A 13,724-nucleotide genomic window follows, 5' to 3' on the forward strand; every position below is an offset into this window, starting at 1 on the left:
GCCATGCCCAGCCAGCGCCCTATGCTGACTGATGTAAGTGAGTAGTGCGGGAGCGGTTTGATGTCCAGTCGTAGCATTCAATTATCAGATGCCTTGTATGACTATATGTTGTCGGTGTCTTTGCAAGAAACCAGTTTGTTGCAGCGGTTACGTCTTGAGACCGCAGAGTTGCCCGATGCGCGTATGCAAATTTCGCCCGAGCAAGGCCAGTTTATGGCTATGTTGGTGGAGTTAATGCAGGCGCGGCGCATTATCGAAGTAGGCACCTTTACCGGTTACAGCGCTTTATGTATGGCGATGGCGATGCCTGCCGATGGCGAGATGGTCTGTTGTGATGTAGAAACGGAATGGACGGATATTGCGCAAAAATATTGGGAAGAAGCGGGTTGCCGATATTTAATTGATTTACGCATTGCGCCGGCGGTAGAAACCTTGGATCAGCTATTGTTGCAAAAACGCCAAGGTCATTATGACTTGGTTTTTATTGACGCGGATAAAGGCAATTATGACGCCTATTATGAACGTGCCATACAGCTCGTTCGTCGGCGTGGATTAATCATGATTGATAACACGCTGTGGGGTGGTTCGGTTATTGATGGCAATAATCAAAAACCCGATACCTTGGCAATTCGCGCGTTAAACCTAAAACTGGTGCAAGACTCGCGCGTGCAAGTTTCCATGTTACCGTTAGGTGATGGCCTAACATTAATTCTTAAAAAGTAAAATGCGTCAGCACGCTTAGTCATCAAACCGTCATATTTAAAATATAAAGCTGTAACACTCGTTCGCCAAAATCCGCTTGTTTTTAATTGTAACCAACCATCAAGGGTGGATAGCTCATGAAGAATGTACGTACATTGTTGATCGCTTCTGCGGTAGCGGCCAGCGTAGTATCCCCAATGGCAGCAGCTGAACTAAAAGTTTATGGTAAAGCTAGCTTGTCATTGGAAAATGCAGAAACCAAAGGCATTTCAAGCGTTAGATATTTAACAGCGGGTGATGCGGCAAGCCGTGTTGATACCACCACTTTAGATGATAAATGGCAAGTAACCAGCCATGCATCACGTTTTGGTGTCAAAGGTGATAATGAATTAAATGATTGGTTGAAAGCTGTATACATCATGGAATGGGAAATAGACATGGCTGATAACACCAATAGCAGCGCTGACCACATCAAAGCGCGTAATCAGTATGTTGGTTTAAAAAGTAATTCCTTCGGTGAAATCATTATTGGTCGTAACGATACGCCAGTAAAAACTGCACAAGGTAAAATTGATTTATTTAATGATTTGCCGGGTGACATTAAAAACGTCATGGAAGGTGAACAACGTCAAAACAATATGATTCAGTACAGCACGCCTAATTTCTTGGATCTTGTGCAAGCTAAATTGATGTTAGTGCCTGGTGAATCTGGTGCGCAAGGTTATGACGATCCGTCAACTGCCGCTAAAGATTGCGATACGCTTTCTACGCCTGAAGATGAATGCACACTGAGCGTACGCGATGGTATTGCTGATGGTAAGTCGCTCTCTGTTGTTGTTGAACCTGGTAATTTTTATATTGCAGCAGCAGTGGATATGGACATGCCAGCAAAAAATAGCGGTACCAATTTCACTATTAAAAATGGTGGTGGTGCAGCAATTGACTATACCCCAAATCAAGGTTTTAACGGTTATACATCCGCTTTTCGTTTTGTTGACACTACGCGTTTAGTGTTTATGTATAAAGTAAAAAGCTTTGGTGGTGGTGTGTTAGTGCAAAGCTCGGAATTGTCCAATACCAATGGAAACGTTGCAGCAAATACAATTACTGCTGCTAATCCTAATGCTAGAAGTAATCCGGGCAAAGAAGAGTCAATTATGTTTAGTGGTTATTACAAGTTAGCCTTCGCTAAATTTAAGGGTCAGCTGATTGAAACTGAGAATTTTGCAGGTGATGATATTGATGCGACTTCATTAAGCGTTGGCGTAGACTTCCAATTGGGTGAAAAAACCATATTGGGTGTCTATAACACGCAAAATGAGTTCGAACACAATGGCGTTTCGATTGCCAATTTTGATGGTTTAGGTAATGCCTATGCTGCTAATGCCGGCACCGTAAGCGAAGTAAACACCTTCGGTGTGAATTTAGAACATAGTTTCTAATTTATAATAAGTAAGTTCTATATGAAGCGCCCTTTTAAATAAGGGCGCTTTTTTTATGTCTGGTGTTTTGTATTTTAAGAGTGTGCGTTATTAGATATATAAAATGCGATTTAGAAAGTCAGACTAAGGCAGAAAAGTTTTTACAAACCCGCTGATACAAATTGATCGCGCAAACGATTGGCGCAGGCTTGCCAGCTTTGTTGCAAAGCAAAATCTCGACAGGCTTGTCGATCTAGTTTTAGCGCGCCTTCAATAGCAAGGGCGAGATTCTCGTTTAACACGCCGGTAATGCCTTGTTGTACGACATCAAGCGGGCCCGGCACTGGATAGGCTGCCACGGGCGCACCGCACGCCATGGCTTCTAACATGACTAAACCAAAGGTATCGGTGCGTGATGGAAATACAAACACATCGGCCTTTTGAAAATAGTCGCGTAACTCCGCGCCGTATTTAAAGCCGACAAACTCTGCATTCGGGAAACGTTTTTGAAAACCAACACGACTAGGGCCGTCGCCGACAATAATTTTGTGGCCGGGGATGTCTAGTTTTAAAAAATCATCAATGCTTTTTTCCACCGCTACGCGGCCGACGTAGATCATCACCGGATTTTTCGGGTCGGTCGGTTTACGATTAGGATTGGGGTAATAAAGCTGAGTATTAACACCGCGGCCCCACACCACCATATTATTAAACCCTTGCTGTTTTAAATCACGTTCCATGCTGGGCGTGGTGACCATGATTTTTTGACTGGGTTTATGAAACCAACGGAGAAAAGCATAACCACTGGAAACGGGGATGAGTGATAAACGTTTATTAATGTATTCAGGAAACTTAGTATGAAACGAAGTAGTGAATTTATAACCGCGTCGCGTCATATAATGCCGCGCCGCGATGCCTAAGGGGCCTTCAACAGCGATATGCATAAAGTCGGGTTGAAATGCTTTGATATGTTTGCCGACATCCCATAAATTTAAGCTCAGATCAATTTCTTCATAACCCGGGCACCTAAACGATGTAAACAAACCGGGTTGCAAAATTAAAATTTCAAAACCTTGTTTTTCTAATTCGTGCGTGACGTTTTTGATCGTGGTGACTACGCCATTTGTTTGTGGTTCCCAGGCATCGCTTACAATTAATAATTTCATGAAGCAATAGCCTCCTCGGCGAGATCCGTTTCGTTTTCTAAATGAGTCCAATGCACTAATTCAATATGGCCGTTGAAGTCTTCGATTAAAGCGGTGCAAGATTCAACCCAGTCACCACAATTGTAATAATCGATATTATCAATCCGTCGAATTTCGGCGTGGTGAATGTGACCACAGACAATGCCGTCATAACCACGGCGTTTGCATTCGTCGGCTAACGCTTGTTCATAATCACCAATAAAGCTGACTGCTTGTTTGACGCGATGTTTTAAATAACCGGACAATGACCAGTAACCATAACCAAAATGTTGTCGGCAATAATTAAACCAGCGATTAAGCAGCAAAGAAAATTCATACGCTTTGTCGCCGAGGATCGCCAACCATTTATGATAACGCACGACCACGTCAAATTCATCACCATGCACGATTAATAAACGTCGACCATCACGCGTCAGGTGCGCGGCGCGATCCACTAAATGTATATTGCCAAAATCAGTATCGCTATATTTACGAAGGAATTCGTCATGATTACCGGTTACATAGGTAACCGTCGTTTCGCGTTTCGCCATAGTCAAAATACGGCGAATAACATTGCTATGAGATTGTGGCCAATAAGCGGATTTACGCATGCGCCAGCCGTCAATAATATCGCCGACCAGATAAAGATTTTCACAGTGATGAGATTTTAAAAATTCGGTGAGATATTCTGCTTTGCAACCGCGGGTGCCAAGATGGGTGTCTGATATCCAAATAGTGCGGACGCGCCGTTTCTTTTTTGATTCACTCATGCCGATACCTGCTACGAGACGCGGCTGAGAATAATAGGCTTTGATGACAAATTGCTAACTGTCACATGAATTAAATATGACAGTTCATATTTGCTGTAACTGTCACAAAAATGACATGAAGCGTGGCTAAGGTGGCGCCGGCAATGACAGGAGTTATACACATGTTAGCCACAATGCAGAAGCAGACCTCAGCAATGCTCAATATTTTTAATATGACTGATAAGGCTTACGTTGATTTGAATCAAGGTCGGCTTAACAATTATTTTATTGATAATTTGTTTCAGGGTTATAACGGTACCGAAGGTTTAGATTTTATTGATTACGCCTTAGATCGTTGGAACGTTAAATATTTAAGCACGCAACAAAGCCGTTTAAATATTCCCGCGACCGGCCCCGTGATTCTGGTGGCGAATCAGCCCGCCAATTTGGCAGATGTATTTGCTTTGCTACATTGTGTCGCTGATGTGCGTGATGATGTGAAGATTGTATTGCAAGGGCATATTGCAGCGCTGCCCATGTTACAGCGCCGTGTCATTCCCGTGCAGCAACAGGGTAAACATATTAGTCTATCGACGATTCGTGAAATTCAAACTGCATTGCAGGAACAACGGGTCATTATTATTTATCCGGCAGCCAAGCCGGCCAAGATCAGCGCCTCTGGCATGAAAGACGGTCGTTGGGGCACTGCGTTTATTCGCTTAGCGATGAAATCCGGTGCATCGATTGTAACCGCGTGTATTGAAAGTGGTTCGGCGCGTTTGAAATTGCATTCCAGTATTTTGCCGCCGTTCTTGCATAAGATGGCGGAAAAGTCGTTTAAGCAACCGTTGTATGAAATAAAAATTAATATTTCAGAATCGATTACCAGCAATGAGCTGATTAAATTACCAGTGGCGTTGCGCGAAAAAGCCAAATTATTAAAACGTCACTTATATGCTAGCGCAAAAGGTAAGCGTTCTTTATTGTCCACCGAGCGCACTATTAGCCATCCGCAAAATCCATCGGCCGTGCGTCGCGAATTAGATCAAGCCGATTTATTAGGCGAGACTCAAGATGGCCATCGAATTTTTTTATACGATTACAAAACAGATTCATCGTTGATGCGCGAAATTGGTCGTTTGCGTGAAATGAGTTTCCGTGCAGTAGGTGAAGGCACTGGCCTATCACGCGATTTGGATTTATATGATCAATATTATCGACACGTCGTATTGTGGGATGAGCGCAATCTCGAAATAGTCGGCGCGTATCGTCTAGGTGAGTCTGCAAACATAATGGCAAATAAAGGTGTAAGCGGTTTATATACCACCAGCCTGTTTGATTTTATGCCAGGCATGCAACCTTATTTAAATAATGGTTTAGAGTTAGGCCGTAGTTTTGTGCAACCTAAGTACTGGGGTAAACGCAGTTTAGATTATTTGTGGTTTGGTTTAGGCGCGTATGTGCGTAATCATCCGGAAGTACGTTATTTATTTGGCCCGGTAAGTTTGAGTGATCATTACCCCGTATTAGCTAAAGATATGTTGATACATTATTACCAGCATTATTACGGCGCCCAAGAGGTGTATGCAAAACCACGTTTGCCGTATGTGATACAAGCAGCAAATGAAAATCGCATGCAGAGTTTATTTAAAGGTGATGACGTTGAAGCTGATTTTGTCACCTTAAAAGAACAGCTCATGCATATTAACGTGCGCATTCCTACTTTATATAAACAATATACTGAACTCACTGAGCCGGGCGGCAGTCAGTTTTTGGCTTTTAATGTTGATCCTAATTTTGGTTTTTGTATCGATGGTTTAGTGTTGGTCGATGTAATGTCAATCCGCGATAAAAAACGTAAACGCTATATCGGTTAAGTTATAGCGTTTGACAGCTAGAAAAACTACTCGCTAATTGTCGTAGCAGTGCTGGATAGATAGCTTGATTTTGCGTAACACCGCTAACGCCTAAATGGTCTAGTGGGATTTTTTTGATGGCCGTATTTTCCGTTAATAATGCCACGTATTGTTCGCCCAAGCGTTTTTCATAAAAAACGCAATCTATTTTTGTGTTTAATACCTGCTTGCGTAATTCATTTAAACGGCGCGCGCTAGGAATGTGCTCGTTATCTAAGGCGACTAATCCTGCGGGCGCTAAGCCATATTCTTTTTCGAAATATTGATAACCGTCATGACTGATAATATAGCGCAGCTTTTTAAGAGGTTGCATTTCTTTTTGTAAATCTTTTTCTAACGTGCTTAGTTGTGCAATAGCGGCGTTACTATTTTTTTGCCACACAGAAATTTTCGCAGGCGCTACCTTGATAAGGTGGTTAGTGATTGCCAATACTATTTGTTTCGCGTTCTTAATCGATAACCACATATGCGGGTCGATAGTGTGAAGATTATTTTGTGTATGATCGTGCGCGTGGTCCGCTGTATGTAAATCAAAACCACGATTTTGCAGAATAGACAACGTCGTTAACGATTGCAGTTGTAAAATCCGAAAGGGTTTGCGAGTGTTAGTGCTGCCTTCCCAAATACGTCCTTCTAATGTTGGTCCAACACCAATTACTAAATCTGCGTTCATCAACTGTACACGTTGTGAGGGTTTGAGTTGGAAATCATGCGGGTCAGCATTCGACGTTAACAGTGTTGTGACTGTCGCGTGCTCGCCGGCAACCATACTGGCAAGACTGGCTAAAGGCGCCAAGGTCGCAACAATGTGTAAGCGGCCACCATTTGTATCTGTAGCAGCTGTAGCCGCATGCAGCGTCGTTGATACGCTTAGTGTCACGCTCAGTAACGCGCTTATATATAGAACAAATAGAGGTTTGGGCATAGGCTTTCAGTATAATGATCGGCTTGAAATTAAACGTTAATAGGTTGCGTATGCCGCAAACGCTTTTGGTTGCTGAGCAAGTCACATATGAACGTCACGGTCAGTGCATTGTCCATGATGTTTCGCTAAGACTCCAGCCCGCAGAAATTGTTAGTTTAATCGGCCCCAACGGCGCAGGTAAAACGACGTTGGTGCGTTTACTGTTAGGGTTGGTCGCGCCTACGCACGGACGCATCACACGCAAGTCGGAATTACGCGTTGCTTATTTGCCGCAGCGCTTTACAGCGGATCCGGTTTTTCCTATGAGCGTGCAACGCTTTTTGGATGTTGGCGTGCGACACAGTGCTCAGATGCGCATTGATATAATGCGCGAGATTGGTATTGAAGCGTTGGGCACACGGGCGTTGCATAGTTTATCGGGTGGTGAATTACAACGAACGTTGTTAGCGCGTTGTTTGTTGCAACAACCTGAATGGCTGGTGCTCGATGAGCCTGCGCAAGGTGTTGATGTTGCAGGGCAGCAATCTTTATATAGTTTGATTGCGCGCATTCGTGATCGTTATGGTTGTGGCATTTTAATGGTGTCACATGATTTGCATTTAGTAATGAGCGCCACCGATCAAGTCGTCTGTTTAAATCGCCACATTTGTTGTTCTGGCAGACCAGAATCTATTCGTCAACATCCTGAATTTTTACAATTGTTTGGTCCGCATGCGGCACATGATGCGGATGGATTTGCCGTCTATACACATGAACATAATCATCATCATGATTTGCATGGAGATGTCGTTGATGAACATTGAGTTTTGGCCAGACTTTGTTTGGCGCGCATGGATTGCCGGCGCTTTAATTGCTTTAGTGGCAGGGCCTATGGGTTGTTTGGTTGTATGGCAACGCATGGCGTATTTTGGTCACACGTTATCGCACAGTGCTTTGTTGGGTGTCGTTATTGGTTTAACGTTCGGCTTGTCGATTGATGTGGGAATTTTTTTAGTCTGCATCGCGGTCGGCAGTTTATTGGTGTTATTGCAAAGTAAAACCTTAGCGGCAAATCGCTGGTTACCTAATGACACCTTACTCGGCATTATGTCGCATAGCTTATTAGCGTTAGGCGTATTGTTGTTGGCTTTGCAACCCAATTGGCGAGTGAATTTAAATAGTTATTTATTCGGCGATATTTTATTAGTCAGCTGGCACGATCTTATCAGTGTTGCCATTGTGGTATTTATTGCATTAGCGGGTTTGTGGTGGATTTGGAATCGCGTGTTAGCGATTGCTGTGAATGCGGATGTTGCTCAGATAGAAGGTGTCGCCGTGCAACGCGTGCGTTTTATCATGATGGTGTTGCTGGGTTTAGTGATGGCCTTGGGTATGAAGTTAGTCGGTATTTTAATGATTGCATCATTATTAATAGTGCCTGCTGCGAGTGCGCGACCATTTACTAAATCACCGGAAAGCATGGCGATATTGGCAGGAATATTTGCGCTGCTGGCGGTGAGTTTGGGTTTGGTGCTGTCTTGGTATACGGATGTGCCGGCGGGTTCCGCCATCGTGGTGGTGAGTGCGATAGGATTTTTATGTGCGTTGCCGTTTGGCCGTAAACAATTTTAATTTTCGGTGGAACGGCATGCGCCGTAAACAATTTTAATTTTCGGTGGAACGGCATGCGCAGTAAACAACTTTGAGTTAATTCACTTTAATTTAGTTTGTAATATTAGCTTGTAATACGGCATGCGCATCCGCTACCCATTGACGCGTGTATTGCGCTAATGCACGTTTATCCCACTGCGGGTCGAGTTGTTGCACTTGACCGAAATGCACATACACATCAATGATCGGTACTGAAAATACGCGGAAAGCATGTTTAGCAAAAGTATCGTTGCCAATAAAAGCGAGTTTTTTTTGTGGTAAAGCAGAGCTGCGATATTGCAAGGCAACGGCTTGCACCACTAAACCAAAGTCGGCAGCAGGTTGTAATAAACGGGTTTTAAAAGGCGCTACTTGATCGCCGTTGGTAGTAGTGCCTTCTGGGAAAAGTAAAATACCTTGTTTATGAATTAGGCGCGTCGCTAAAGCCTCGCGTAATTCCGTGAATGAATCATGTTTGCCGCGTTTTACAAATAAAGTACCACCATGATAAGCCACCCAACCAATAATTGGCCATTGCCGCACTTCGGCTTTAGAAACAAACGAGGCAGATACTAATGATTGCAAGACAGGAATATCTAACCAAGAAATATGATTGGATAAAAACATCGCACTGTCAGTAGCCGGCGTACCCGATACGTGCACACGTAAACCTAAACGTTTGCATGCACCTTTTGACCAAGCATTAATAGAACGCCATTCGGCTGGGGTTCTCGTTTCGGGAGGATTTTTTAATAAAAATAATACTAAGTGGACTCCGCGTAGTACTTGGATAAAAACACTGATGATTCGCCAAAGGCAGCGCAGGGAGCGCCAGAAAGATGTCACGAACGTATTTTCCTTTATTTGAAGTATAAGTACAGGAGTAGCGAGTTTAAGCAATGGCAATTGCAACAGATTTATTAACCGGAATTTTAAAAAAGAAAGTAGTGCCTTTGTTAATCTCGGATTGTACGCCAATCGCGCCGCCGTAGGCTTCAAGAATTTGTTTGCAATAAGCCAAACCTAAACCGGTGCCGTGTTGTTTGGTGGTGAACATGGCTTCGAAAATATGTTCTTGATCTTGATGGCGAATACCGCAGCCATTATCGGTGATTAAACATTCCACAAAACCATGATGGAATTGGGTTTTAATAAGTAATGTTGGGTTTTGCGTTTTGTTCGTGGCATCAACGGCATTTTTAATCAAGTTCGCGATCAGTTGATTGAAATGATTGGGCACGCCCAGGAAACTGGGTAACAGCATTAGCTCGGTTGAGGTTTTAATTCTATAAGCGAATTTTTTATCTAATTTAAAAAACTGTAATTGTTTTTCTATAACGATATTGAGATCAACATCTTCGGTATGACTTTGTAGATCCGCGCGTGCAGAAGATAAAATAGAATCTACGATTTGATTTAATTCTTCTGCCGCTTGGTAAATGTGAAACAGACTTTGGTCATCAGGATATTGTTTGTGCAAAATTTTAGAATTCAAACTAATGACATGCAAAGGATTACTTAAGTTATGCACGATCTGCGCGGTGTGCGTACCGATGAAAGCCATTTTTTCGGCTTGTAGCAATTGTTCGGTGCGCGTTTTTACTTCTTTTTCCAGCGTTTGATTAATATTGCGTAGGCTTTTTTCCGCATGCAGTAATTTTGTGAAAACGCTCACTTTGGCTTCAAGTTCTTGGCGAATAAAAGGTTTGGTAATGTAATCGTCCGCTCCGCAGGCATAACCTTGCAAGACTTCATCAATCATTGCTTTGCCTGATACCAGCAAAATTTTACTTAAGCCGGTTTCATCTAATTCACGCATGCGTCGACAAATAGTATAACCATCTTCGCCGGGCATGATGACATCGAGTAATACCACGCAAGGTGCGTGTTGGAGAAACAGTTTTAAACCTGCTGCGCCGTCATTGGCGCTGATCACGTGATAGGGCTGGTCGAAAATATGATGCGCAAGCCGTCGATTGCCTGGTTCGTCATCAATCACCAACAGAATATGTTTGCTGTCCATCATCGTCGCCATTGTAAGGGCTTTCCTACAAGGCGGCAGTTAAAAGCGAATCTTTATGTGACGGAACTAACAGAAGTGTCGCATGGGCGGTAGGTCACGCTCAGCTTATATAAATAGGGTAAAAGTACTGCCCAGATGATTGCGAGTACGCAATATCCTGTGGGGTTTACATATTAGAAACGCCAGTGAATATAACAAGCTGCCCCCAAATAATGCCCATAACAGCATTAAGCAGACGGGAATAATCAAGCCGTTATCATGCGGAAATTGTAATAAATCTAATAGCGCTAAAGTGGAATCAATACAAAAATCGATGGTGGCGCACAGCGATACCACTGTAGTTCGCGTAGTCGTTGTTGACTGATTAAGGATTGCGCCATGAAGTATATGGCTACCCTTTCGAGATAACTTAGTCACTTTTATGTCACGGGCATAGCGTATGCTGAGGCCGAACCATGAAAAAGCAGCTTGTCCTTGTTGGTCTAAGCCTTCCAAATTAAGCGACGGTGGCGGCAGTGGTTTACTTGTATTGGCCGGCATAACAAACAACCTTGTGAAGTTTGTATAAGTTATAGCGTCATTTTTAGACAAAAAGCTTACAAGCTGCAATTAATGAAATAGTTAAAATGTTGATAGTGCCCAGATTTTGAGAGCGTATCCTTTTTTAAAACAAGCACTTACCTGCTGTTTTAGGCTCTTAAACAAAGCGTTTTGTGGCATAATAAGCGCTACAAAAACTTATACAAAAGCTCTCTAATTAATTTGAATTTTAGTTTAGTGTGTTTTTCTCTAAGATAAGCCCCGGCTGGTGGGGCCTGTTGATACGATGTTTATTGAGGTAGCAAATGTTATATCCGGAATTGTTTAAAACGTTGGAAAGAGCGCGCTGGGAAATGGAAACGGATATTCCTTGGGCTAGTTTTGCCCCTGAGTTGTTGAGCGAAGAGCAAGCGCAAACCATTCGCTCCAATGCTATTACTGAATGGTCAGCGTTGCCTGCGACTGAAATGTTTTTGCGTGACAATGTGGATGATTCTGATTTTTCTGCATTCATGTCAATTTGGTTTTATGAAGAACAAAAACACGCATTAGCGTTGATGGAATATTTACAGCGTTTCCGTCCTGATCTAATGCCTACTGAAGCAGAATTGCATGCAGTGCGTTTTGAGTTTGATCCCGCGCCGGCATTAGAAACCTTGATGTTGCATTACTGCGGCGAAGTGCGTTTAACCAATTGGTATCGTTGCGCGGCAGAATGGCATACGGAGCCCGTCATTCAAGCGATCTATAAATTATTATCTAGCGATGAAGCGCGTCATGCTTCTTGTTATATGCGTTATATGAAACGCGCGATTGAAAAATTAGGTAATCCAGCAAAATTAGCTTTTGCTAAAACCGGCGCTCTGATGACTAATTTAAAAACAGCGCGTGCCTTGCATCCCACAAATTTGCATGTAAATAAAAAAATGTATCCGCAAGATACCGTGCAAAGCCGTTTGCCAGATCCTGCTTGGTTAGAGCATTGGTTAGATCAGCAGATTTGTTTTAATGGTGAGTGGGAAGAAAAAGTGATCGACACTATTTTGAAAAAACTTTCAGGATTACTAGGTGTGACCTTTGAATCTTCTAAAGATTTACGGCATTACCGTCGTAGTTTGGCGCCTGAGTCTGCTGTATAAATATGCGCGCGCTGGTATGGTTCCGGCGCGATCTGCGACTTGCAGATAATCCTGCGGTACACGCCGCTAGCAAAGCTGAAATATTATTACCTGTTTATATCCATGCGCCTGCTGAAGCAGGTGCATGGCCGATTGATAGCACCGTTGGCGCGGCGGCGGCGTGGGGTTTGCATGAAGCGTTGCAAGCGCTCGCAAACGAATTACAAACACGTCAACAGCAACTGCATATTGCGCAGGGTAATTCTTTAGAACAATTATTGTTATTCATTGCGCAAGCAAACATCACACACGTTTTTTGGAATCGCCAATATGAGCCCTGGGCGATCACGCGCGATAAACAGCTGAAACAAGCGTTGCGTGAACGCGGCATTATTTGTGAAAGTTTTAATGCTAGTTTATTGCTAGAACCTTGGAACATTACGACACGCGAACAAAAACCTTATCAAGTGTTTACGCCGTTTTGGAAAACCGCGCAGTCTTTGTTACAAATTAATGCGGAATTAAAAGCACCTAGTACTTTACCGCCCGCGCCTCGACTCGAGACTAAAATTAATTTAGCGACCTTAGCACTCAAACCGGCTATCGGTTGGGATAAAGCATTTTATTCGCATTGGGTATTGACCGAAAAACAAGCACAACAACGTTTGCGTAGTTTTGCACGCCATGAAGTTGCGGAGTATGACACGCAGCGCGATCAACCCGCTGTTGATGGCACTTCAGCTTTATCTCCGTATTTGCAATTAGGTATTATTTCACCACGACAAATTTGGCGCGGCATTGAAAAAGTCCGCGCAGATGTTGCAGTGAGCCAGCGTTCTGCCTTGGATATTTATTTAAAAGAATTAGGTTGGCGTGAATTTGCTTATCACTTGTTATTTCATTTTCCCGACACACCCGAAACCGCATTACGTCCTGCGTTTCGCCGTTTCAAATGGCGTGATCTAAACAGTGTGGCCGCGCAAAAAGATTTGGGTGCGTGGCAACAAGGTCAAACTGGCATTCCTATAATTGATGCAGGTATGCGCCAACTTTGGCAAACCGGCTGGATGCATAATCGTGTGCGCATGTTGGTGGCATCATTTTTAACTAAAAATTTACGCCTCCCGTGGCAAGTGGGTGCGCAATGGTTTTGGGATACATTATTAGACGCAGATTTGGCGAGTAATACCTTAGGTTGGCAATGGAGCGCAGGTTGTGGCGCAGATGCCGCACCGTATTTTCGGATTTTTAATCCGGTTTTACAAAGTCAAAAATTTGATTCGCAAGGCGAATATTTATTACGTTGGCTGCCGGAATTAAGCGGCTTAGCAAAAATTGCAACAAGTCGTAAAACCGGCGGCAAAGCGGAATGGTTGCACGCACCTTGGTTAGCACCGGCGACAGTTTTGCAACAAGCCGGTATCTTATTGGGTGAAACCTATCCTGCACCGATTGTGGATTTACAACAAAGTCGCGTTGCTGCATTAGCAGCGTATCAGCATTTAAAGGACGATTAA

13 protein-coding genes are annotated in these 13,724 nt (G+C 43.4%); 7 read left to right on the forward strand and 6 right to left on the reverse strand.

All coding sequences use genetic code 11. The features are described from left to right. Positions 1-60 precede the first annotated feature (60 nt). Positions 61-723 (forward strand): class I SAM-dependent methyltransferase, encoded by a 663-nt coding sequence (locus H0W44_04115; protein ID MBA3581619.1) that lies wholly within the window; start codon positions 61-63, stop codon positions 721-723. A 116-nt stretch (positions 724-839) separates the two neighbouring features. Continuing rightward, positions 840-2,144, forward strand: coding sequence for a porin (locus tag H0W44_04120; protein ID MBA3581620.1), 1,305 nt, complete (start codon positions 840-842; stop codon positions 2,142-2,144). Positions 2,145-2,284: 140 nt separating this feature from the next. On the opposite strand, the gene H0W44_04125 is transcribed toward H0W44_04120, so the two are convergent. Further along, positions 2,285-3,289, reverse strand: coding sequence for a glycosyltransferase family 1 protein (locus H0W44_04125; protein MBA3581621.1), 1,005 nt, complete (start codon positions 3,287-3,289; stop codon positions 2,285-2,287). Further along, positions 3,286-4,077 (reverse strand): UDP-2,3-diacylglucosamine diphosphatase, encoded by a 792-nt coding sequence (locus H0W44_04130; GenBank protein ID MBA3581622.1) that lies wholly within the window; start codon positions 4,075-4,077, stop codon positions 3,286-3,288. Before H0W44_04130 ends, H0W44_04125 begins: the two co-directional genes overlap by 4 nt. 161 nt (positions 4,078-4,238) lie before the next feature. Here H0W44_04130 and H0W44_04135 point away from each other — a divergent pair, with 161 nt between their 5' ends. After that, a complete protein-coding gene (locus H0W44_04135) occupies positions 4,239-5,933 on the forward strand; it encodes a GNAT family N-acetyltransferase (protein MBA3581623.1) in 1,695 nt (564 codons plus the stop codon). Position 5,934: 1 nt separating this feature from the next. Here the strand turns inward: H0W44_04135 and H0W44_04140 are convergent, their stop codons facing one another. Further along, the gene (locus H0W44_04140; protein MBA3581624.1) at positions 5,935-6,852 is read right to left on the reverse strand and encodes a zinc ABC transporter substrate-binding protein; all 918 of its coding nucleotides are present in this window, start codon (positions 6,850-6,852) and stop codon (positions 5,935-5,937) included. A gap of 95 nt (positions 6,853-6,947) precedes the next feature. On the opposite strand from H0W44_04140, the gene H0W44_04145 reads away from it, so the two are divergent. Together H0W44_04145 and H0W44_04150 are read left to right on the forward strand one after the other, a co-directional pair. After that, positions 6,948-7,700, forward strand: coding sequence for a metal ABC transporter ATP-binding protein (locus H0W44_04145; GenBank protein MBA3581625.1), 753 nt, complete (start codon positions 6,948-6,950; stop codon positions 7,698-7,700). Beyond that, the gene (locus H0W44_04150; GenBank protein ID MBA3581626.1) at positions 7,690-8,508 is read left to right on the forward strand and encodes a metal ABC transporter permease; all 819 of its coding nucleotides are present in this window, start codon (positions 7,690-7,692) and stop codon (positions 8,506-8,508) included. The genes H0W44_04145 and H0W44_04150 overlap by 11 nt, the downstream gene beginning before the upstream one ends. Positions 8,509-8,598: 90 nt before the next feature. On the opposite strand, the gene H0W44_04155 is transcribed toward H0W44_04150, so the two are convergent. From H0W44_04155 to H0W44_04165, 3 genes are all read right to left on the reverse strand, one after another. After that, positions 8,599-9,372: a 1-acyl-sn-glycerol-3-phosphate acyltransferase gene (locus H0W44_04155; GenBank protein ID MBA3581627.1), complete on the reverse strand. Its 774-nt coding sequence runs from the start codon at positions 9,370-9,372 to the stop codon at positions 8,599-8,601. A 46-nt stretch (positions 9,373-9,418) separates the two neighbouring features. Next, entirely contained in the window at positions 9,419-10,561 is a 1,143-nt protein-coding gene (locus H0W44_04160; protein ID MBA3581628.1) for a response regulator, read from the reverse strand. A 93-nt stretch (positions 10,562-10,654) separates the two neighbouring features. Beyond that, positions 10,655-11,089, reverse strand: coding sequence for a DUF2878 family protein (locus tag H0W44_04165; GenBank protein MBA3581629.1), 435 nt, complete (start codon positions 11,087-11,089; stop codon positions 10,655-10,657). A 305-nt stretch (positions 11,090-11,394) separates the two neighbouring features. On the opposite strand from H0W44_04165, the gene H0W44_04170 reads away from it, so the two are divergent. Both H0W44_04170 and H0W44_04175 read left to right on the forward strand, forming a co-directional pair. Next, entirely contained in the window at positions 11,395-12,228 is an 834-nt protein-coding gene (locus H0W44_04170) for a ferritin-like domain-containing protein (GenBank protein MBA3581630.1), read from the forward strand. Between the two features lie 2 nt (positions 12,229-12,230). After that, a complete protein-coding gene (locus H0W44_04175; GenBank protein MBA3581631.1) occupies positions 12,231-13,724 on the forward strand; it encodes a deoxyribodipyrimidine photo-lyase in 1,494 nt (497 codons plus the stop codon).

It is taken from the genome of Gammaproteobacteria bacterium (assembly GCA_013817245.1).
GTDB lineage: Bacteria > Pseudomonadota > Gammaproteobacteria > HTCC5015 > HTCC5015 > JACDDA01.

Bases quoted from the DNA above. Each gene is read 5' to 3' on its own strand.
- H0W44_04135 (MBA3581623.1), top strand. From the start codon at position 4,239: ATGTTAGCCACAATGCAGAAGCAGACCTCAGCAATGCTCAATATTTTT.
- H0W44_04130 (MBA3581622.1), bottom strand. From the start codon at position 4,077: ATGAGTGAATCAAAAAAGAAACGGCGCGTCCGCACTATTTGGATATCA.
- H0W44_04145 (MBA3581625.1), top strand. From the start codon at position 6,948: ATGCCGCAAACGCTTTTGGTTGCTGAGCAAGTCACATATGAACGTCAC.
- H0W44_04115 (MBA3581619.1), top strand. From the start codon at position 61: ATGTCCAGTCGTAGCATTCAATTATCAGATGCCTTGTATGACTATATG.
- H0W44_04165 (MBA3581629.1), bottom strand. From the start codon at position 11,089: ATGCCGGCCAATACAAGTAAACCACTGCCGCCACCGTCGCTTAATTTG.
- H0W44_04120 (MBA3581620.1), top strand. From the start codon at position 840: ATGAAGAATGTACGTACATTGTTGATCGCTTCTGCGGTAGCGGCCAGC.
- H0W44_04150 (MBA3581626.1), top strand. From the start codon at position 7,690: ATGAACATTGAGTTTTGGCCAGACTTTGTTTGGCGCGCATGGATTGCC.
- H0W44_04170 (MBA3581630.1), top strand. From the start codon at position 11,395: ATGTTATATCCGGAATTGTTTAAAACGTTGGAAAGAGCGCGCTGGGAA.
- H0W44_04125 (MBA3581621.1), bottom strand. From the start codon at position 3,289: ATGAAATTATTAATTGTAAGCGATGCCTGGGAACCACAAACAAATGGC.
- H0W44_04175 (MBA3581631.1), top strand. From the start codon at position 12,231: ATGCGCGCGCTGGTATGGTTCCGGCGCGATCTGCGACTTGCAGATAAT.
- H0W44_04160 (MBA3581628.1), bottom strand. From the start codon at position 10,561: ATGGCGACGATGATGGACAGCAAACATATTCTGTTGGTGATTGATGAC.